Here is a 20486-nt window from a genome sequence, read left to right as displayed (position 1 = left end):
TCGCGCCGCAAATGTGAACGGCGATTGAATATGAACGAACGGACAGACTCATCGTTGCCCCATGAACTCCCGGAGATAGCTGTTCTGCGGCGACAGGATGATCGAGGTTTGCCCCTTGCCTTCCTGGTCGGTGAGGAAGGTCGTCCGGTACGACTGCATCGCGCGGAAGAAGCCGTAGAATTCCGGGTCCTTGTTGAACGCGGCGGCATAGATACGCGCGCGTTCCGCCTCGGCGGTCGCGCGGATGATCTGCGCGTCGCGACGGCCCTGGGCCTGGATCGTGGCGGCTTCCTGACGGCGCGCGGTGCGCATCCGCTCGAACGCGCTTTCCAGCGGCGAACCGGTCGGCAGATCGGCATGCTTGATCCGCACGTCGACGATTTCGACGCCGTACTGGCTGGCGAGCTTCTGCAGCGAGTTCTGGATATTCTCCATCACCTGGCCGCGCTCGGGGCTGAGCAGGGTGGCGAAGGGCACGCGGCCGAGTTCATTGCGCAGTGCCGAGCCGAACAGCGGCTCGAGCCGGGCGATGACTTCATTCTCGGTCTTCGCCGTCTGCCACATCAGCAGCGGATCGACGATGCGGAAGCGGGCAAAGGCATCGACTTCAAGGCGCAGCTGATCGGTGGAAAGCACCGGCTGGTTCTGAAGCTCGATGTCGAGCACGCGCTTGTCGACCCACACGACCTGATCGACGAACGGGATGCGGAAGATCACGCCCGCGCCGGTCTGGCCGAAGCTCTGGTTGCGCTGATATGCGTTGATCGGCTGGCCGTAAGGCGCGTTGAAGCGGAGGATCACTGCCTGCTTCTTTTCGTCCACCACGACGAATGAGCTGAACACCAGCAGGAGGAAGGCGATCGCGATCGCGCCCAGCGCGATCGGGTTGCGATACCAGCTATTGCTCATCGTCCGCCTCCCTGACGCGGCTGGGGTTGCGGTTGCGGTTGTGTCCGCGGCACCGGATCGGGTTCCTGACGGCGCGGCGACAGCGCCGGCAGCGGGAGATAGGTGTTGGTGCCCGGCGTCTCGACGATCGTCTTGTCGGTCTTCGACAGCACCTGTTCCATCGTCTCGTAATAGAGGCGGCGGCGAGTGACCTCGGGGGCGAGCTTATACTGTTCGTAGATCTTCTCGAACTCGGTCGCTTCGCCCTGCGCCTGCGCGATCACCTGCTGCGCATAGGCATTGGCATTGTTCTTCGCGCCCTGCGCCTGCTGCTGCGCGGCGCTGACAAGCTTGAATTCCTCATCGACCGCGGACGGCGCGCTGGCGTTCTTGATCGCCACGCCCTGAATGCGGACGCCCGAATGATATTCGTCGAGAATCTGCTGCATCATCGCCTGCACCCGCGCTTCGATACGCGCACGGCCATTGCCGATCGTGTCGTTGAGCGTGGTGGTGGCGACGACGGCGCGCATCGCGGTTTCAGCGGTGGCGCGCACGGTCTTTTGCGGTTCCTTGAACTGGAACACGAAATCGGGGGCGTTGCTGATGTCCCAGCGCACGGAATAGGCGAGATCGACGATGTTCTGATCGCCGGTGATCATCAGATTTTCGCCCGATTCGGGGAAATTCTCGGTCCGGATATTGCGCACGTCGACCACCGTCACCTGGGTGAAGGGGGCGGGCAGGGTGAAGCGGTAACCGGGCTCCAGCGTGCCGCTGTAGCGGCCGAGCGTGCTGACCACGCCGCGTTCCTGCGGGCTGATCGGATGGAATGCCGTGAAGCCGAGCCAGATCAGGATCACCGCCGCAGCGGCCAGATACCAGACGAGCGGGCCCGCCGGCAGGCCGGGCACGGCGCCGCCGCCGTTGAAGCCGCCGCCACCGCCGCCGCGACGGGCGCGCTTCAGCAGATCCTCGATCGACGAGACATTGCCGCGCGAGCCACTGCCGCGCTTGCCCTCGGGCGGGACGGACCAGGGATTGCGCGGACCGCTGCCACCCCCTCCGTTGCCGTCGTCATTGCCACCGCCACCGCTGCCCCAAGGGCTTTTCGGGGGCTCGTTCCGGAAGATGCCGGCCAGTGCGGGCCAGCCAAATCGTTTCGCCATACTGTCCTTTATAGGGGTGCCTCCGCAGAATTACAGTGGCGGACGCGAAATCCGTCCCTATGTCCGGCGCGATGACGGACAAATCGACGATCGAAGCCACCCTTGCCCCCCTCACCGCTGGCCGCGCGACGGCGCGGTTCGAGAATGGCCGCGCGAGCGTGGTGCTCGACGTGACCGGCCTCTCCACGGCGGCGCGCGACGAGATGGAAGGCGATGTGAAGCGCGTCGTCGCGGGGCTTCCCGGCGTGTCGGAAGTGCGCGTGCTGATGACCAGCGAGCGCCGCACCCGGCGGCTGATCGCCGTGGCCAGCGGCAAGGGCGGCGTGGGCAAATCGACCGTCTCGGCGAATCTCGCCATCGCGCTGCACCGCGCCGGGCGGCAGGTGGGCATGGTCGACGCCGATATCTACGGCCCGTCGCAGACGCGGCTACTCGACGTCGAGGGGCAGCGCCCGAAGCATCGCGAGGAAAAGCTGATCCCGGTCGAATCGCGACATGGCGTGCCGGTGCTTTCGATGGGCGGGCTGGTCGAGCCTGGCCAGGCGATCGCGTGGCGCGGGCCGATGGCGGGCAGCGCCCTCGGCCAGCTGGTGGACGCCGAATGGGGCGACAAGGATCTGCTGGTGCTCGATCTGCCGCCCGGCACCGGCGACGTGCAGCTGACGATGGTGCAGAAGCATCGCCCGGCCGGCGCGGTGATCGTATCGACCCCGCAGGATCTGGCGTTGATGGATGCGCGGCGCGCGATCGACCTGTTCCGCAAGATGAACATCCCGATCATCGGGCTGGTCGAGAATATGTCGGGCTATGCCTGCCCGCATTGCGGCGAAGTCTCCGATCCGTTCGGTCGGGGCGGCGCGGAAGCAGCGGCTGCGGAGCTGGGCATTCCCTTCCTTGGCCGGGTACCGCTGGAACTGGCGATCCGCACGGCTTCGGACGCCGGCGAGCCGCCAGCGTCCGGGAACGGGCCGGAAGCGCAGGCGTTCGTCGAGATTGCCGGGCAGGTTTCCTCCTGGCTGGAGAAGAACGGAGGCTGAGGTGCCGCTGACTCGCGACGAAGACATCAAGGAATTGCTTGAAGAGGTGCGGACGATCGCGCTGGTCGGCGCATCGGACCGGCCCGACCGGCCCAGCTATGGCGTGATGGCCTTTCTCCAGCGGCGCGGATACCGGGTGATCCCGGTCAATCCGCAGATCACCGGCGAGCATATCCACGGCGAGTTCGTGTTCCGCGAACTGAGCCAGATCGGGGAGCCGATCGACATGGTCGATATCTTCCGCCGTCCGATCGCCGCAGGCGAAGCCGTGGACGAAGCGATCGCGGCGGGCGCGAAATCGGTGTGGCTCCAGCTCGGCGTGATCAACGAGGACGCTGCGGCGCGCGCCGAGGCGGCGGGGCTGAAGGTGGTGATGGACCGCTGTCCCGCGATCGAGATCCCCCGGCTGGGCGTGGCGCGGGTCGCGAACTAGGCCTTTTCTTCTCCCTCTCCCGCCTTCGCGGGAGAGGATTTCAGGCGCGCTTATAATCCGGCAGGATGCCCGCTTCGCGCCAGTATTTCGTCAGACCGAGTTCGCCCACCAGCGCTTCGAAGCGCGGATCGGCGCGCATTGCCGCGGTCGAGGGCAGGAAGATGAAATGCGTCCGCCGGTTGATGCGCGAGTTGTAGGTGCGTTGTTCGGGGAAGCGCTGGTCGGATGTCTTGAAACCGCGCTCGAAGAAATAGGCGTTCACCACCTCGAACGCGGCATCGAGCCGGCCCAGCGCCGAAGCGAACTGGATCGTGTTCTCGGCATAGCCTGACGCGATCCGGGCGCCGGCGAGATTGAGCCGCATCGCTTCGTCGATATCGGCTTCCTTGCGCGACAGCATCGCGCGGGCCACCGCGACGATCATCGCGAAATTGCTGTCGGAAATCGCTGCCGGCCGGCCGTCGACATTCTCGTACATCGCCAGCGATTGCTCGGCGCGGCCGGTGTAGAGCATGAAGTAGAAGCGGGTGAACCACACCGCGAAATGGGTGGGGAACAGCGCATACGCCTCACCGATGGCGCGATCGGCGTCGTCGAGGCGGCCGGCCCCCCACAAGGTCTGGGCATAGGTATAGGCGATGCCGGGCGTGGGCGGCACCTTGCCCGCCAGCCCGTCGAGCAGGGTGGCGGCATCGCGGCAACGGCCGACGCTCATCATGGTGCCCGCCAGCGAGCCGGTGAGCAACGGGTTGCCGGGATGGCTGACAAGCGCGGGGCGCAGCACCTGCTCGGCGGCGCGCCAGCTGCCGATGTACGGGCGCAGGCCCAGCCGCGCGATCCGCACATAGATGTTGCCGGGGTCGAGCGCTTCGGCCCGGCGCATCGCTTCGTCGGCCCGGTCACGCAGGGTGCGCGACTGCTCGGGCGTGCGCGCGTTGGAGCCGCCGATATAGGTCAGCGCCAGCATGCCCCAGCCATCGGCATATTCGGGATGCTTCTCCACCACGCGGCGCAGCAGCCCGGCGGCCTGGCTGCCGCCCTCGGGCGTGCCCTGCTGGAGCATGAGGCTCGCCTGGAACATCAGGGGCGCCACATCGGCGGGCGGGGCGGGTTCGGCCGCGGGCGCGGTAAAGCGGCGATAGCTCCACCAGCCACCGGCGGCGACCACTGCAGCACCACTGCCGATCAGCATCGCGCGGCGATCGAGGCGGAGCTTGCGGGCTTCGTCACGCGCGGCGGCGAGTTCGGCGTCGATCGCGGGAATAGGCCCGGAGGCAGGGGCGGCGATGCCTTCGCCGGGGATCAGGCGATAGCCGACCTTGGTGATCGTCTCGATCCGGAAGGCAGCTTCGCCGATCCCCTCGGCCACGCGGCGCAGGCGCGAGATGACGCGGTTGATCGCATCCTCGCCGACGACGCGGCCTTCCCAGCAACTGGTGGTGAGGTCGTCGCGGCTGAGGATCGCGCCGGGTTCGCGGGCCAGCGCGACCAGCACCTGCATCACGCGCGGCTCGACCACTTCCTCCGCGCCGCCGTCATGCGCGATCTGCCGCAGCGCCGGACGAATCGTCAGGCTGCCGAGGCGAAGCTCGGGTTCGTGCGCAAGGTCGATGCGGTCCATCGCGCGCATTGAGTCGCCTTCCCCGCTCAAGCCAAGTCCCTGCGCCTCTTATCGGCGAATCATCGGCGTTTCATCAGGTCTTTGTCGTCTCCTCATCCTCTCGCGGCGGACTGCCCGGTGCGACTTTGGATGGGCAGGAAGCGGTCCCCCTCGCTTCCGCTTCGAGGAGACGAGACATGAAGAGCATTCTGATCGCGCTGGCCGCTTGCATCGCCGCTACCCCCGCAACCGCGCAGGATGTGCCGAAGACCGCGAGCGTGCGGCTGGACGATCTCGACCTGTCGCAGCGCGCCGGCGTGCTGACGCTCAACCGCCGCGTGGCCGCCGCCAAGGAAAGCGTGTGCGGATCCTATGCCGGCGCGCGTGACGGCGAGGAAACGCGGATCGAGGCGTGCCGCGCCGCGGTCGACCGGCAGGTGGAGCCGCGCCTCGCTGCGCTGGCTCGCGGGACGACGCTCGCCGCGCGCTGAATTCCGGGTTCGACGAGGCCCACTCGGCCGGGTGCCGCGCATGGCGCCCGGCTGCTTTTTACTTCTCCAGCCACTCCAGTTCGCCGAGCAACCGGTCGATGTCGCGATCGTCGTGATAGAGGCCGAGACCGATCCGCAGCACGTCGCCGCGAACGTCGGTGATGACGTCCTCGGCTTCGAGCTTCGCTTTCCATTGCGCTGCGTGCGGCGAGCGGAAGGCGAGGAAGCGGCCCTGCGAACCGGGACCCGGCGGATTGAGCAGTTCGGCTTGCGCCAGCGGCGTCGCGGCGATGCCCTCCAGCAGCTTCGTGCGCAGCCCGGCGACGTGATCGTTGATCGCAGCGGTGGTCAGCCCTTCGCCCGCCAGCATGTCGCGCACCGCGACGAAGCGGTACAGGCCCGAAGGGTCGAAGGTCGCGCCCATGTAACGCCGCGCGTCGGGGGCGTAGCCGACGCTGCCGGGCGGGAGCGACAGGTCGTCGAACTCGGCGTACCAGCCGGTGATCTCGGGCCGCGCGCCATAACCGGGCGGGGCGTGCAGGATCGCGACGCCTTCGCCGGCCATCGCATATTTATAGCCGCCGGCGAGGTAGAAGACCCGGTCCGCGATCGCAGACAGGTCGGTCTCGACCGCCATGAAGCCATGATAGCCGTCGATCACCACCCACGGCCCGTCGGGGCGGGCGAGCGCAGCGAGTTGCGCGATAACCCCTGAGCGGCGGCCGTTCGAGAAGAAGACCTGGCTGGTAAAGATCAGGTCGTGATCGCCCGATGCGGCGCGGTCGAGCAAGGCGGCTTCGTCGCCGTTGGGGATGGTCTCGAGCGTGATCGTCCCGCCTTCGACCCAGCGCGCGGCCTGACGGCGGAAGCTGTGGAATTCGGCATCGGTCGACAGGATGCGGACGGGCTTGCGGCCCATCGCAGAGACAATGCGCAGCAGAAAGTCGTGGGTGTTGCCCGCGAAAACGATGTTCTCCGGATCGGGCAGCTTCAATTCGCGCGCGACGTGGCGCTGCGCGGCGGGCCAGACTTCGCCCATCACCCGTTCCCATTTGCGGTCGGCGAGGCGGACGCCGTCCTGCCACGCGGCAAGCTGGCCGACATAGGACGCGTCTGGCCAGAGGTGATGGCTGTGTGCGGCGGCATGGAGTCGGTCCGGCGCGGCGGCGATGGCGCGCTGGAACAGGTGTTTGTAGCTGGTCATAGCTGCGTGCGCAGCGTCCAGAGTTCGGGGAAGGCGCGCTTGACCAAAGTCGATTCCAGATAGGGCACGCCGGGGGTGCCGCCGGTGCCGGGCTTCATCCCGATCACGCGGCTGACGGTGAGGACATGCTTGTGCCGCCAGGTGGCGAGCGCGTCGTCGATATCGACCAGCTTCTCCGCCAGCTGATAGAGTTCCCAATATTTGTTGGGCTCGCGATAGACCTGCGCCCAGGCATCCTCGACCGCTGGATCGGGGATATAGGGTGCGGACCAGTCGCGCGTGAGCGCTTCGGCCGGCACGTCGAACCCGGCGCGGGACAGCGCGGCATTGGCTTCGTCCCACAGGCTCGGGATCGCGAGATATTCGGTGGTCAGCGGCCCAGGCACCCCGCCGCCGCGAATGCCGAGCAGGGTTTCCACCGCGCGGAACTGGTCCGACTGGAAGCCCGAGCTGGGGCCGAGCACTTCGCGGAAATTGGTATAGTCGCTCGGCGTCATCGTCGCGAGCACGTCCCAGCTCAGCGTCATCACCGCCTGAATGCGGCTGACGCGGGCAAGACCCTTATAGGCTTCGACGGGCTTGTCCTCGCGGACCAGCCCCATTGCCAGGCGAATCTCCGAGATCGCCTGTTTGAGCCACAGCTCCTTGGTCTGGTGGATGATGATGAACAGCAATTCGTCGTGCCGGTCCGAGATCGGATGCTGGGCGGCGAGCAGCTGGTCGAGCGCGAGATAGCGCCCGTAGGTCATGGGAGGTTCTTGTGGCGTGTCGCGAGTTCCGGTCATGCCCGGACTATACGCCGCCCCGCGCGGCGCGTCAGTCCCCGTACGTGGGTTGCATTCTGCAGGTCCGCCGGGAAGTATCGGACAACTCCGGAACGCAAGGAACCGTCATGATCGATCGTCGTACGATGCTGCTGTCGACCGCCGCTGCAGCCGCCGCTTTCGCCAGCGCCCCGCTGTTTCCCGCATCGGCTCGGCCGCGCGCGTCCGAAGGCGGCGCGAAGCTGACCGCGCTGCTCGACCGGATGATGCAGGAGTTCCTGAAGGAATCACCCGAATTCATGACCATGCTCGGCATGGACAGCGGACCGAACGCTGCGGTGCGCTCGAAGCTCGACGACCGGTCGCAGGCCGCCACCGACAGGATCTTCGGCGCATTCCGGGGCTATGGCGCCGAACTGGCGACGATCGACCGCGCCGCGCTGTCGGGCATGGACGCAGTCAATTACGACACCACCAAATTCTTCATCGATACCGCCGCGCTTTCGGACCGGTTCGACTATGGCCAGCAATCGTCGATCGGCGGCGCGGCGCCCTATGTCGTCAGCCAGCTGACCGGCAGTTATGGCGGCATCCCGCAATTCCTCGACAACCAGCATCAGGTGAAGACTGCAGCCGATGCCGAATCCTATCTGGATCGGCTGAAGGCGTTCGCGACCGTGCTGGACGTCGAAACCGACCGGACCCGCGCCGACTATGCCAAGGGCGCGACGCCGCCCGATTTCGTCCTGCGCCGCACCGCCGAGCAGTTCGATGCGATCCTGAAGGTTGCGCCGGGCGAATCGAGCATGACCACGTCGCTGGCTCGCCGCGCCGCTGCCGCGAATGTATCCGGCGACTGGAAGGCGCGGGCGGAGGCGATCGTGCGCGACGCCGTCTATCCCGCGCTGAAGCGGCAGGCAGCGGTGCTGGCCGCGGCATTGCCCGGCGCGTCGAAGGATGCGGGCTGCTGGCGCCTGCCCGATGGCGAAGCCTATTATCGCTACGGCGTGCTCGCCTACACGACGACCGGCATGTCGGGCGATGATATCCACCGCACCGGACTCGCGCAGGTTGCCGAGCTGTCCGCTCGCGCCGATGCGATCCTGCGCAAGCAGGGGATGACACAGGGCACCGTCGGTGAGCGTATCGCGGCGATCGGCAAGCGTCCCGGCCAGCTCTATCCCAACACCGATGCCGGCAAGGCGCAGCTGCTCGCCGATCTGAACGCGCAGATGGCGGCAATGGCCAGGCGGCTGCCCGAAGCGTTCGGGCGCATTCCCAAGGCGTCGGTCGAGATCAAGCGCGTGCCGGTGGAGATCGAAGCGGGGGCGCCCGGCGGCAGCTATCAGCTGCCCGCGCTGGATGGCTCGCGCCCCGGCGCCTATTACATCAACCTGCGCGATACCGCGGAGTGGCCGAAATTCACGCTGCCCACGCTGACCTATCACGAAGCGAGCCCGGGCCATCACCACCAGATCTCGCTCGCGCTCGAAGCCGAGGGCATTCCGCTGCTGCGCAAGATGCCGCTTTTCTCGGGCTATACCGAGGGCTGGGGTCTCTATGCCGAGCAGCTTGCCGACGAGATGGGCATGTATGAGGGCGATCCCTGGGGGCAGCTCGGCTATCTCCAGTCGCTGATGTTCCGCGCCGCGCGGCTGGTGGCGGACTCGGGTCTCCACCACAAGCGCTGGACCCGCGAGCAGACGGTCAAATACATGGTCGATGCGCTGGGCGATTCGGAAACCACGCTGACGACCGAAGTCGAGCGTTACTGCGTGTGGCCGGGTCAGGCGTGCAGCTACAAGCTGGGCCATATCGTGTGGGAGCGCTCGCGCGAGGCGGCGAAGAAGACGCTTGGGCCGAAGTTCGACATTCGCGGCTTCCACGACACGGCGCTGGCCGCGGGCGCGGTGCCGCTGGATGTGCTGGAGAAGGCGATGGCCGACTGGGCGCAGGGCGTTCTGAAGAAGGGGTGACGCGGGAATGGCTGAGCGCGGGTCAGACCCGCGTCACGCCGCGCCGCTTCTTCCAGTCGAGCGGGACCGCGATTTTGCGGTTCCAACTGCCGTCCCATTCGGGCGTCAGGCCGTGGCGCTCGAGCTGGGCGACGATGTCGTGTCCCACGGCCAGCGCTGCGGCCTCGCCTTCCTCGCACGCGCCATAGCCGAGATAGACGCCGTGACCTTCCACGGCGCTTTCGGTGTCCTGGACATGATAGAAGGCATAGCCTCGCGCGGGCAGTCCGGCATCGGCGGCGGCCTGAATCTCGTCCCAGATCTCGGTCGATCCGCAGGTGCTGCAGCAGGTGAAGTTCTGGCGCGCGATCACGCCATCGGCTTCGAGCGCGTCGAACGCCGCGTCGAGCCGGTCGCAATCGGTGATTTCGGGCCAGCCTGCCGCCGCCGCCTTGTGCCGGGCAAGCGCTTCGCGGAGCAGGCGCGGGGCCTCGCGGCGGGTTAGCGCCGGATCGATCTCGCCTTCGAAATAGTCGGGCAGATTGCGGAGGATCACATCCTCGTCATCGAACCCGGCGGCGACATCGCGATCGATCTGATCGCGCAGCGTTTCGACAGGATCGGGGGCCGGTTCCTGCGCCGCCGACGGTACGGCCGGCGCATCGCCTTTCCCCCGGCCGAACAGCCGCGCGAAGAAGCCCTTCACCGGATCAGTCCCGCAGCAATTCGTTGATGCCGGTCTTGCTGCGCGTCTGGGCGTCGACCGTCTTGACGATCACCGCGCAATAGAGACCGGGCTTGCCTGCCTCGCCGGGCACGGTGCCCGGGACGACGACCGAATAGGGCGGAACATAGCCACGATGCACTTCGCCGGTGGCGCGGTCGATGATCTTGGTCGAGGCGCCGAGATAGACGCCCATCGAGAGGACCGCGCCTTCGCCGACGCGGACGCCTTCGGCCACTTCGGCGCGCGCGCCGATGAAGGCGCCGGCGCCGATGATCACCGGATCGGCCTGAAGGGGCTCGAGCACGCCGCCGATGCCGACGCCGCCCGAGAGGTGGACGTTCTTGCCGATCTGCGCGCAGCTGCCGACCGTGGCCCAGCCATCGACCATCGATCCTTCGCCGACATAAGCGCCGATGTTCACAAAGCTCGGCATCAAGATGACGCCCTTCGAGATATAAGCGCCGTGACGGACGATGCTGCCCGGTACCTGACGGAAGCCGGCCTCACGGAAGCGGGCATCGTCCCAGCCGGCAGTCTTGAGCGGCACCTTGTCGAAGCCGCCCGGCATGACGCTATTGTCGTTGAGGCGGAACGAGAGAAGGACGGCTTTCTTGAGCCACTGATTGACCTTCCAGCCGTCACCCTCCGGCTCGGCGACGCGGGCCGCACCGCTGTCGAGCAGGTTGAGCGCTTCGTTCACGGCGTCGCGGACTTCGCCCTGCGTGGCGGTGTTAAGGTCGGCGCGGGCTTCCCATGCGGTATCGATGGTCGTTTCGAGAGTCACGCGTCTTCCTCCAATATGTCGAACAGCCATTGGCCGATGTCGGTAGTGATATAGTCGATGAAGCTGCGGTCGGCGTCGCCGGGCAGCTGCTCCGAACCGTTGTCGATCCACACCGTCGCCATGCCGATCGCCTTGGCCGGCCGCAGGTTGCGCGCCATATCCTCGACGAACAGCGATTCATGCGGGTCCAGCCCATAGGCGTCGAGCAGGCCCTGATAGGCGACGGGATCGGGCTTGGGGCGATAGGAAGTGGCGTGGACGTCGTGGATCGCCTCGAACGTCCCGGCTAGGCCGAGACGGTCGAGCACTTTCGTCGCATAGGGTGCGTCGCCATTGGTGAAGACCAGCTTGCGGCCGGGCAGGCGGGCGAGCGCCGCGATCAGCGTCTCGTTGCGCTCCAGCGCGGCCATGTCGACGTCGTGGACATCGTCCAGATAATGATGCGGGTCGATGCCGTGTTCGGCCATCAGGCCCGACAGGGTCGTGCCGTGCGCGTGGAAATAGGCTTTCTGCACGCGCCATGCTTCGTCGGCATCGACGTTGAGCAGCCGGGCGACATAGGCGCCGATCCGCGCATCGATCAGCGCGAACAGATTGGCGCTGGCCGGATACAGCGTATTGTCGAGATCGAAGATCCAGTTGCGGATATGACGAAGTTCGGCGCGCATGGCGGGGGCACTAGGGCGGCGGGACGGCTCCGGCAAGGCGCGACAGGGATGCCAAATTAAGCTACTGTAAATACGCGCAAACATAACTGCATGGTTGCGCATCCGTGGGGCAGATTATCATGAAGCCGGGTTTTCGTTCGGGGTTGAACCGTTCCGCGGCGTTTGGCGCCCTGTTGTTCCTGGCCGCGTGCAGTGGCGGCGGCGGAGGCGGCGGCGTGGGGTCCACGCCCGCGCCTTCCCCGGTGCCGACGCCGACTCCCACGCCCGTGCCGACGCCCACGCCGGTTCCGACGCCGACCCCGACGCCTTCGGTGAACTACGACACGTCCGAATATCGCGCGACTGCCGGCGCGGTCTCGATGAACGCGCTGGCGGCGTATAATCGCGGAGCGACCGGACAGGGCATCCGTGTCGGCGTGATCGACAGCGGCATCGACTTGCAAAGCGAGGAATTCGGCGACTGTTCGGGCGGCGCGGGCACGGGCACCTGCCGCATTCTGGCCAGTTCCCGCGATACCGCCGGTAATACCAGCATCGACGATCAGGGCGGGCATGGCACCGCCGTGGCCTTCACCATCGCCGGGCGGCGCAACGGCGCGGGAACGCATGGCGTGGCGTTCGACGTCAGCCTGATCGTGCTGCGCGCCGACAATCCCGGCAGCTGCGCGACCGAGGTTGCGGGCGACGACACCACCGGCTGCAAGTTCGGCGACAACAACATCGCCACTGCCCTGGATACCGCGCGGACCAACGGCGCGCGGGTGGTCAATATCTCGCTGGGCGGCGGTTCGACCAACGGCACGCTCAACACAGCGATGCAGCGCGCGACCGCGGCGGGGGTGATCATCGTCCAGTCGGCGGGCAATGACGGCGGCGCCGATCCGGATCCATTCACCGCCAACGCGAGCAATGCGGCGATCTCCAACGGTCTCATCATCATCGCCGGATCGGTGGGCGAGAGCGGGACGATCTCGAGCTTCTCGAACCGCGCCGGCAGCGGGCCCCGGCGCAACTTCTACCTCGCGGCGATGGGCGAGCGGGTGCGTGCGCCGGACGAGAATAACACGCCGTTCCTGTGGTCCGGTACGTCCTTCTCGGCGCCGCAGATCACTGGCGCGGTGGCGCTGTTGGCGCAGGCGTTCCCGGCGATGACGCCGGCGCAGATCGTCGACCTGCTGTTCACCACCGCGATCGATGCAGGCGCGCCCGGCATCGACGACATCTATGGCCGGGGCATCCTCGACCTGACCCGGGCCTTCGCGCCGGTCGGCACCACCTCGATCGCGGGAAGCCGCGCGGTGGCGTCGAACGGCGTCAACGGGACGCTGTCCGCGCCGATGGGCGATGCGCGACAGGGGCCGCTCGGCACGGTGGTGCTCGACGCCTATGCCCGCGCCTTCACGATGGACATGGCCGGGACGATCAACCGCGACGGCCCGGCGCGGCAGCTGCCGCAGCTGATGGCGTCGCGCCAGCGCGGCTTTTCGGTGGGCGTGAAGGACATGAAGCTGATCGTCAGCCTCGTCCCCGGCTATGATGCGGTACGGATCGAGCGGCTGGCGATCGGCACCGGCGATGCGCGCCCCGCGCTGGCGGCTTCGGCATCGCTGAGCGGGAACCTCGGCTCGCGGATGCAGTTCGCGATCGGCGCTTCGGAGAGCGGCAATGCGCTGGCGTCGCGGCTGGCCGGCCGCGGCGAACCGGCGTTCCTCATCGCGCGCGATCCGGGCAACAATTCGGGCTTCGACGTCGATGTCGGCGCATCGGCGGCGCTGCGCCAGAGCTTCGGCCCGTGGGGCGTGACCGTTTCGCAGGAGATGGGCGATGTGCTCACCCGGCGCGACACGACGCTCTACGCGCTGATGCACCGGCCCGAGCGGTTCGGCTACAGCCGAGCGTCGCTGGGGGTGGATCGCCGCTTCGGCGGGCTGCGGCTGGGCGTGTCGGGCACCCGGCTGAGCGAACAGAATAGCGTGCTGGGCGCGCGCTTCTCGTCCGGCTTGGGCGGGGCGCGGGCGGACAGCCTCTTCCTCGATCTGGGCGCGCGGTTCGATGCGGGCGACGGCTGGAATTTCGGCGCCTCGATGCGGCAGGGCTGGACCCGCGCGACGCTGCGCGGCGGCGTGGAGGGCTCCGGCTCGATGCGCACCAATGGCTTCGCGGTCGATATGGGCAAGTGGGGCGTGTTCGACGGCGATGACCAGTTCGGTTTCCGTATCGCCCAGCCGCTGCGCGTGGCGAGCGGCGGGATCGACCTGAACCTGCCGCAGATGTGGGACTATGGTGCCGAAGCCGTCACCGAATGGCGCGTGCAGCGGATCAATCTGGCGCCCGATGGCCGCGAAGTCGATTTCGAGCTGAGCTATTTCCGGCCGTTCCTGGGCGGCGACGTGAGCGGCAACCTGTTCCTGCGGCGGCACCCGGGGAATTTCGCCGGGATTCCGGACGACAAGGGCGGCGCGGTGAGGTTCAGCTTCGGCTTTTGATGGACGAACTTTATAGCGCAGGCCGGGTGGCCTCCCCATCTTGTCTCCCATGACCGCCTATTCCCTGCTCGACCTTGTCCCCATCACCCAAGGCGGGAGTGCTTCCCAATCTCTCGCCAATGCCGCCGATCTGGCGCGGCATGCCGAGAGTCTCGGCTTCACCCGTTACTGGGTCGCGGAGCATCATGGCATGGCGGGGATCGCCAGCGCAGCCACTGCGGTGGTGATCGCGCATGTCGGGCAGGCGACCAGCACGATCCGGATCGGCGCGGGCGGGATCATGCTGCCCAATCATGCGCCGCTGGTGATTGCCGAACAGTTCGGCACGCTCGACGCCCTGTTTCCGGGCCGGGTCGATCTGGGCCTGGGGCGGGCACCGGGATCGGACCAGCGCGTGGCGCGGGCGATCCGGCGGACGCTGGAGAGCGATTCGAACGCCTTCCCGCAGGACGTGGTCGAGTTGCAAAGCTATTTCGCCGATGATGGGCGAACCGGCATCCGCGCGACGCCGGGCGCGGGCGCGAAGGTGGATTTGTGGATCCTCGGATCGAGCCTGTTCGGCGCGCAGCTCGCCGCCGCGCTCGGCTTGCCCTATTCGTTCGCGTCGCACTTCGCGCCCGGGCTGCTCGACGAAGCGATCGACGTCTATCGCCGCAATTTCCGTCCCTCGGCGGTGCTGGAGAAGCCCTATTTCATGGCGGGCTACAACGTGTTCGCGGCGGATACCGACGAAGAGGCCGAGCTGCTGGCGAGTTCGCAGCAACAGGCGTTCGTTGCGATCCGGACGGGCGAGGGCATCCAGCTGCCGCCGCCGGTGCCGGGCTATCTGGAGAGCCTTGGGCCGCATCGCGCGATCCTCGATCAGGTGCTGTCGGCCAGCGCAGTGGGATCGCCCGATACGGTGCGCGAGAAGATCGCGGCGTTCGTGAAGCGCACGCAAGCGGACGAACTGATCATCGGCAGCGCGATGTTCGATCATGCCGCGCGGCGGCGGAGTCTGGAGATCACCGCCGAGGTGATGCGCTCACTCTAACCGAGCGCTTCGACCATTTCCGCCAGCTCCAGCCAGCGCATCTCGGCGGCATCCTTTTCGTCGCGCGCCTTTGCCACCGCGGCCATCAGCGTGTCGAACTTCTTGCGGTCCGCGACGTAGAGATTGCCGTCCGCCAGCGCGGCTTCGTCGCGGAGAATCGCGGCTTCGAGTTCCTCGACCCGCTTCGGCAACAGATCATAGTCGCGCTGATCCTTGTAGCTGAGCTTGGTCGTCTTCTTCGGCGCTTCGACTGCGGGCTTTGCCGGTGCGGCTTTCTTCGCCGGTTCGGTGCGCTGCTTGCGCTGCGCGACCCAATCGGCATAGCCGCCGACCACCACATCGACATTGCCCGTTCCGTCGAGCCCGAGCGTCACCGTGACGGTGCGATCGAGAAAGTCGCGATCGTGGCTGACGATCAGGACGGTGCCTTCATAGTCGGCGATGACTTCCTGCAGCAGATCGAGCGTTTCGAGATCGAGATCGTTGGTCGGCTCGTCGAGCACCAGCAGGTTGGACGGGCGCGCGAATTCGCGGGCCAGCAACAAGCGCGAACGTTCGCCGCCCGACAGCGTGCCGACCTTGGCGTCGACCAGGCCCGGTTCGAACAGGAACTCCTTGAGATAGCCGTGGACGTGCTTCTTCACGCCGAGCACGTCGATCCATTCGCCGCCCTGCGTCAGCACGTCGCGGACGGTCTTGGCCGGGTCCATCAGGCTGCGCTGCTGGTCGATGACGACTTCGTCGAGCGTCTTCGACAGGCGGATGCTGCCTTCGTCGGGCTCGAGCTGGCCGGTCAGCAGTTTGAGCAGAGTCGTCTTGCCGGCGCCGTTCGCGCCGACCACGCCGATCCGGTCCCCGCGCGTCACGCGCAGCGTCAGGTCGCGGATGATCGTGCGGTCACCGAATCGCTTGATGACGTTCTTGGCGTCGATGACGACCTTGGTCTGGTTGTCGTCCGAACCGATGGCGAGCTTGGCCGCGCCCTGCGGACCCTGCATCGCCGCGCGCTGCGCGCGCATCTCCATCAGCTTGGCCTTGCGGCCTTCGTTGCGGCGGCGGCGGCCGGTAACGCCGCGCAGCAGCCAATGCTCCTCGATCTTGAGCTTCGCATCGAGCCGCTGGGCGTTGCGCTCTTCCTCGGCATAGACCTGATCGGTCCACGCCTCGAACCCGCCGAAACCAATCTCGGCACGCCGGATCGCACCGCGATCGAGCCACAAGGTCTGCCTGGTCAGGCGAGTGAGGAAGGCGCGATCGTGGCTGATCGCGATGAACGCACCATTGTAGCGGCTGAGCCAGTTTTCGAGCCAGTCGATCGCGGCGATGTCGAGATGGTTGGTCGGCTCGTCCATCAGCAGCACGTCGGGATTCTGCGCCAGCGCGCGCGCGATCGCGGCGCGGCGGCGCTCGCCGCCCGATGCCGTCGCGGCTTCGCGGCTGAGGTCGATGCCGAGCTGATCGGCGATCGCTTCGGCTTCGTGGCGCTCGGGCGCGTCGTCGCCGGCCAGGACGAAATCGAGCAGGGTGGCGAATCCGGCGACCTGCGGATCCTGTTCGAGCATCACGACATGCGTGCCCGGCTGGATCGTGCGGCGGCCCTCGTCCGAATCGATGCTTCCGGCGATCAGGCGCAGCAGAGTCGATTTGCCCGCGCCGTTGCGCCCGATCAGCGCCAATCGGTCGCGCGCGCCGATATAGAGATCCAGCCCGCGGAACAGCCAGCCGGATCCCTGGACCAGTCCCAGTCCTTCGTAACTTAACACAGGTGCAGCCATGCGGCGGCACCTAGCTGTTTGCCCTGGCTTCGCCAAGGGCGGCGCCGGCCCGCTCCCCCACCCGGCCTCCCATCCAGCATATTCTGCGGGTGGTCGTGTGGGGGAGCGGGCTGGCGCTGCGAGCCAAGTACAAGGTTACAGCCGCCTGACGCCGCTGTTCAGGGGCTATTCAATGCGCCAACCCTATGCCATCCCGATGTCAATGGTGTTGAAACCCGTTCTAGTTGCGTGTCTGGCGGCGTCCGCGCTCGCCAGCGGAACGGCATTGTACGCCCGCGACGGGTGGCAGGATGGCGGCCAGGAAGCCGCCAGCCAGCGCCGCCAGACGGGCGGGCTGCTGCCCGTGCGCGTTATCGAGGCGCGCGTGAAGCCGATGATGCCGGGTGCGCAATATCTGGGTTTCGACTTCGATCCGCAGACGAATATTTACACGCTCAAATTCCTGCGCAATGGATCGGTCATCTGGGTGGACGTCGATGGCCGCACCGGCCGGATACTCCGCAAGACCGGTAACTAAGCGTTCAAAGCACCCGATCGGGCGAGGACACATCAATGCGACTTCTGATCGTCGAGGACGAACCCACGCTGGGCCAGCAGCTCCGCAACGCGCTGGAAGGCGCAGGCTATGCGGTCGATCTGGCGACCGATGGCGAGGAGGGGCATTTCCTTGGCTCGACCGAGCAATATGACGCGATCATCCTCGATCTGGGCCTGCCCGAGATCGACGGGCTGACCGTGCTGGACCGCTGGCGCCGCGAGGGCCGTACCGCGCCGGTGCTGGTGCTGACCGCGCGCGACAGCTGGTCCGACAAGGTGGCCGGCCTCGATGCCGGTGCCGACGATTATGTCGCCAAGCCGTTCCAGACCGAGGAACTGATCGCTCGGCTGCGCGCGCTGATCCGCCGCGCTTCGGGCAATGCCTCGGCCGAGCTGACCGCGGGCGATATCCGCCTCGACACCCGTTCGGGCAAGGTCACCAAGGACGGCGAGCCGGTGAAACTGACTGCGCAGGAATACAAGCTCCTGTCCTATCTGCTCCATCACAAGGGCAAGGTGGTCAGCCGCACCGAGCTGATCGAGCATATCTATGATCAGGATTTCGACCGCGATTCGAACACGATCGAAGTCTTCGTGACCCGCATCCGCAAGAAGCTGGGTCCCGATGTGATCACCACCATCCGCGGGCTGGGCTACAGCCTCGAGGAACCCGCCAACGCCTGACGGCGGCTGCGGCCTCAAGGAGACGATGGTGGCCGACAGCGAGCCGCAACCCCGCACCTATGTCCGCGTGACCGGATCGGTCAGCCGCCGCATGATCTTCATCGCGGCGGGCTGGATCCTGCTGCTGCTGGTCGGCGGGGGCTATGCGCTCGATCGGGTGCTGGTGAACGCGGTCACCAAGAATTTCGACGAGCAGCTCAAGCTGCTGGTCAATTCGATGATCGTTTCGTCCGAGCTGGGGCCGACGGGCGAAGTGGTGCTGAGCCGCGAGCTGGCGGACCAGCGCTTCCTCGAGCCCAATTCGGGCGCCTATTGGCAGATCAGCGGCGTGGGGTTCGAGACGTTTCCGTCGCGTTCGCTGTGGGACCGGCGGTTGAAGGTGCAGCCGGCGCACAACGATCAGGACATCCATTATTACGACAGCGACGAGTTCGCCGACCAACGGCTGCGCATCGCCGAGATCGATCTGACGCTGCCCAATTCCAAGGTGCGCTGGCGATTCCAGGTGGCGCAGGCGCGCGATTCGCTCGACGCGCAGATCGGGGCGCTGCGGCAGACGCTGGTGCGGAGCTTCCTGCTGCTCGGTTTCGGGCTAATCGTGATGGCGGCGATGCAGACCTGGTTCGGGCTACAGCCGCTGCGCAAGATAAGGTCGGAAATCTCGCGGCTGCGCGCGGGGCAATCGACGCGGATCGAAGGCGCGATGCCGGCTGAGGTCGCGCCGATGGTCGAGGAACTCAACGCGCTGGTCGAGCATAACGACCGGCAGGCGGAGGAAGCGCGGCGGCATGCGGGCAACCTTGCCCATGCGCTGAAAACGCCGCTGAGCGTCATTATGAACGCAGCGGCGGCGGGGCAGGCGGATCTGGCACCGAGCGTGATTCGCGAAGCGCGGACGATGCGGCGGCAGATCGACCATCACCTTGCCCGCGCCCGAGCGGTCGGCCGTCGCGGCAGCGCACACAGCCGCGCGCAGGTCTGGCCCTCGATCGAAGCGGTCGAGCGGGCCGTGGCGCGGCTTTATCCCAATGTGCGCATCGATATCGACGGGACCAAGGATGCCGTGGCGCATATCGAGCGGCAGGATCTGGATGAGATCCTCGGCAATCTGGTTGAGAATGCTGCGAAATATGGCGGCGGCAGCGTGTTCGTGACCGCGAGCGTGCAGTCCGGATTCGTCGAGATCATGGTCGAGGACGATGGGCGCGGGATTCCGGAATCGGATCGTTTGCGCATTTTCGACCGCGGCGTGCGGCTGGATTCGGGCAAACCGGGCACGGGACTGGGCCTCGCGATCGTTCGCGATGTGGTGGAGATTTACGACGGCACCGTCAGCCTCGAGGAAAGCGAGGACCTTGGCGGCTTGCTCGTGCGGATGCGATTGCCCGCCGCGTCCTAGAGCTGCTTGCCCTCGCGGCCGGCGAGATCGACGACATATTGCCACGCCACCCGGCCCGATCGGCTGCCGCGCCGCGTCGCCCAGTTGATCGCCTCCGCCGGATCGAAGCTCAGCCCATAGGCATCGGCATAGCCCTGCACGATCCCGACATAGGTATCCTGATCGATGACGTGGAAGCCGAGCGACAGGCCGAACCGGTCGGCGAGCGCGAGGCTGTCGTCGATCGAATCGCGCGGATTGATCGCGCTGGCCTGCTCGGCGAGGTCGCGCGGGATCAGGTGGCGGCGGTTCGACGTCACGAGCAGGCGGGCATTGGCGGGCCGCGCCTCCGCCCCGCCTTCGAGCATCGAGCGGAGCGCGCGGGCGTCACCCGCCGCGTCGAAGCCGAGATCGTCGAGGAAGACGACGAACGCGCGCGGGATCGGCGCGATGTGCGCGAAGAGTTCGGGCAATTGGTCGAGATGGAGCGTCACCGCTTCGATCAGCGCGAGATTCCCGCCCTGCGCCTGCACATGGCCGACCGCGCTCTTGACCACCGCCGACTTGCCGGTGCCGCGCGCGCCCCACAGCAGCACGTCCTGCGCCGCATGGCCGGCGGCGAGGCGGGTTAGGTTGTCGACCAGCGCGTCGCGCTGCGCGTCCATGCCGTGAAGCATTTCGAGCGGCAGCGGGGCGAAGGCGCGCGCCGCGGTGAGGGTATGTTCGCGCCAGACATAGGCGGGGTGCGCGAGCGGATCGGCGGGCGCAGGCGGAGCCGGCGCGAGGCGTTCGAGGGCGGCGGCGATGCGTTCGAGCGGGTCGGTCATGGGCCGCGGCTTATCCGATCCTTCCCGGGAGCGGGAGGCAGCTTCT

19 protein-coding genes are annotated in these 20486 nt (G+C 67.0%); 9 read left to right on the top strand and 10 right to left on the bottom strand.

All coding sequences use genetic code 11. The features are described from left to right. Positions 1-48: 48 nt before the first annotated feature. Positions 49-909: a protease modulator HflC gene (locus HHL13_RS14350; protein ID WP_169556308.1), complete on the bottom strand. Its 861-nt coding sequence runs from the start codon at positions 907-909 to the stop codon at positions 49-51. Further along, positions 906-2057, bottom strand: coding sequence for a protease modulator HflK (locus HHL13_RS14345; RefSeq protein WP_169556307.1), 1152 nt, complete (start codon positions 2055-2057; stop codon positions 906-908). Before HHL13_RS14345 ends, HHL13_RS14350 begins: the two co-directional genes overlap by 4 nt. A 71-nt stretch (positions 2058-2128) precedes the next feature. On the opposite strand from HHL13_RS14345, the gene HHL13_RS14340 reads away from it, so the two are divergent. Together HHL13_RS14340 and HHL13_RS14335 are read left to right on the top strand one after the other, a co-directional pair. After that, positions 2129-3094 (top strand): Mrp/NBP35 family ATP-binding protein, encoded by a 966-nt coding sequence (locus tag HHL13_RS14340; RefSeq protein WP_169556306.1) that lies wholly within the window; start codon positions 2129-2131, stop codon positions 3092-3094. A 1-nt stretch (position 3095) separates the two neighbouring features. Continuing rightward, a complete protein-coding gene (locus HHL13_RS14335) occupies positions 3096-3527 on the top strand; it encodes a CoA-binding protein (protein WP_169556305.1) in 432 nt (143 codons plus the stop codon). Between the two features lie 40 nt (positions 3528-3567). On the opposite strand, the gene HHL13_RS14330 is transcribed toward HHL13_RS14335, so the two are convergent. Continuing rightward, a complete protein-coding gene (locus tag HHL13_RS14330; RefSeq protein WP_169556304.1) occupies positions 3568-5148 on the bottom strand; it encodes a winged helix-turn-helix domain-containing protein in 1581 nt (526 codons plus the stop codon). Positions 5149-5324: 176 nt separating this feature from the next. Between HHL13_RS14330 and HHL13_RS14325 the strand changes: the two genes are divergently transcribed. Continuing rightward, on the top strand, positions 5325-5618 hold the full coding sequence (locus HHL13_RS14325) for a UrcA family protein (RefSeq protein ID WP_169556303.1): 294 nt from the start codon (positions 5325-5327) through the stop codon (positions 5616-5618). A 58-nt stretch (positions 5619-5676) separates the two neighbouring features. Here the strand turns inward: HHL13_RS14325 and HHL13_RS14320 are convergent, their stop codons facing one another. Continuing rightward, the gene (locus tag HHL13_RS14320; protein WP_169556302.1) at positions 5677-6822 is read right to left on the bottom strand and encodes a class V aminotransferase; all 1146 of its coding nucleotides are present in this window, start codon (positions 6820-6822) and stop codon (positions 5677-5679) included. After that, positions 6819-7571, bottom strand: coding sequence for a tryptophan 2,3-dioxygenase (locus tag HHL13_RS14315; RefSeq protein ID WP_169556301.1), 753 nt, complete (start codon positions 7569-7571; stop codon positions 6819-6821). Before HHL13_RS14315 ends, HHL13_RS14320 begins: the two co-directional genes overlap by 4 nt. 143 nt (positions 7572-7714) lie before the next feature. Between HHL13_RS14315 and HHL13_RS14310 the strand changes: the two genes are divergently transcribed. After that, the gene (locus HHL13_RS14310; RefSeq protein WP_169556300.1) at positions 7715-9562 is read left to right on the top strand and encodes a DUF885 family protein; all 1848 of its coding nucleotides are present in this window, start codon (positions 7715-7717) and stop codon (positions 9560-9562) included. 22 nt (positions 9563-9584) lie between these two features. Here HHL13_RS14310 and HHL13_RS14305 read toward each other — a convergent pair whose 3' ends face one another. Genes HHL13_RS14305 through HHL13_RS14295 form a run of 3 tightly spaced genes read right to left on the bottom strand, consistent with a single transcriptional unit; the run spans position 9585 to position 11720 of the window. Further along, positions 9585-10247, bottom strand: coding sequence for a hypothetical protein (locus tag HHL13_RS14305; protein WP_169556299.1), 663 nt, complete (start codon positions 10245-10247; stop codon positions 9585-9587). A 4-nt stretch (positions 10248-10251) separates the two neighbouring features. After that, the gene (dapD, locus tag HHL13_RS14300; RefSeq protein ID WP_346775561.1) at positions 10252-11052 is read right to left on the bottom strand and encodes a 2,3,4,5-tetrahydropyridine-2,6-dicarboxylate N-succinyltransferase; all 801 of its coding nucleotides are present in this window, start codon (positions 11050-11052) and stop codon (positions 10252-10254) included. Further along, positions 11049-11720, bottom strand: a complete 672-nt coding sequence (locus HHL13_RS14295; protein ID WP_169556297.1) for a pyrimidine 5'-nucleotidase — start codon at positions 11718-11720, stop codon at positions 11049-11051. The genes dapD and HHL13_RS14295 overlap by 4 nt, the downstream gene beginning before the upstream one ends. 215 nt (positions 11721-11935) lie before the next feature. Here HHL13_RS14295 and HHL13_RS14290 point away from each other — a divergent pair, with 215 nt between their 5' ends. Together HHL13_RS14290 and HHL13_RS14285 are read left to right on the top strand one after the other, a co-directional pair. Next, positions 11936-14206, top strand: coding sequence for a S8 family peptidase (locus HHL13_RS14290; protein WP_346775560.1), 2271 nt, complete (start codon positions 11936-11938; stop codon positions 14204-14206). 49 nt (positions 14207-14255) lie between these two features. Then, positions 14256-15239 carry an LLM class flavin-dependent oxidoreductase gene (locus tag HHL13_RS14285; RefSeq protein ID WP_169556296.1) on the top strand — a complete coding sequence of 328 codons (984 nt, stop codon included), beginning with the start codon at positions 14256-14258 and terminating at the stop codon, positions 15237-15239. On the opposite strand, the gene HHL13_RS14280 is transcribed toward HHL13_RS14285, so the two are convergent. After that, positions 15236-17014, bottom strand: a complete 1779-nt coding sequence (locus HHL13_RS14280; RefSeq protein WP_169556295.1) for an ATP-binding cassette domain-containing protein — start codon at positions 17012-17014, stop codon at positions 15236-15238. The genes HHL13_RS14285 and HHL13_RS14280 overlap by 4 nt on opposite strands. Positions 17015-17216: 202 nt before the next feature. Between HHL13_RS14280 and HHL13_RS14275 the strand changes: the two genes are divergently transcribed. From HHL13_RS14275 to HHL13_RS14265, 3 genes are all read left to right on the top strand, one after another. Beyond that, complete coding sequence (locus HHL13_RS14275) at positions 17217-17531, top strand: hypothetical protein (RefSeq protein ID WP_346775559.1); 315 nt, start codon at positions 17217-17219, stop codon at positions 17529-17531. A 35-nt stretch (positions 17532-17566) separates the two neighbouring features. Continuing rightward, on the top strand, positions 17567-18235 hold the full coding sequence (locus HHL13_RS14270) for a response regulator transcription factor (protein ID WP_169556293.1): 669 nt from the start codon (positions 17567-17569) through the stop codon (positions 18233-18235). Between the two features lie 91 nt (positions 18236-18326). Continuing rightward, positions 18327-19634, top strand: coding sequence for a HAMP domain-containing sensor histidine kinase (locus HHL13_RS14265; protein WP_169556974.1), 1308 nt, complete (start codon positions 18327-18329; stop codon positions 19632-19634). Here HHL13_RS14265 and HHL13_RS14260 read toward each other — a convergent pair. Then, positions 19631-20440, bottom strand: a complete 810-nt coding sequence (locus tag HHL13_RS14260) for an ATP-binding protein (protein WP_169556292.1) — start codon at positions 20438-20440, stop codon at positions 19631-19633. The genes HHL13_RS14265 and HHL13_RS14260 overlap by 4 nt on opposite strands. Between the last annotated feature and the right edge of the window lie 46 nt (positions 20441-20486).

The sequence above is a fragment of the Sphingomonas sp. G-3-2-10 genome (assembly GCF_012927115.1).
GTDB lineage: Bacteria > Pseudomonadota > Alphaproteobacteria > Sphingomonadales > Sphingomonadaceae > Sphingomonas.
This window is presented reverse-complemented; position numbering and strand designations above follow the sequence as displayed.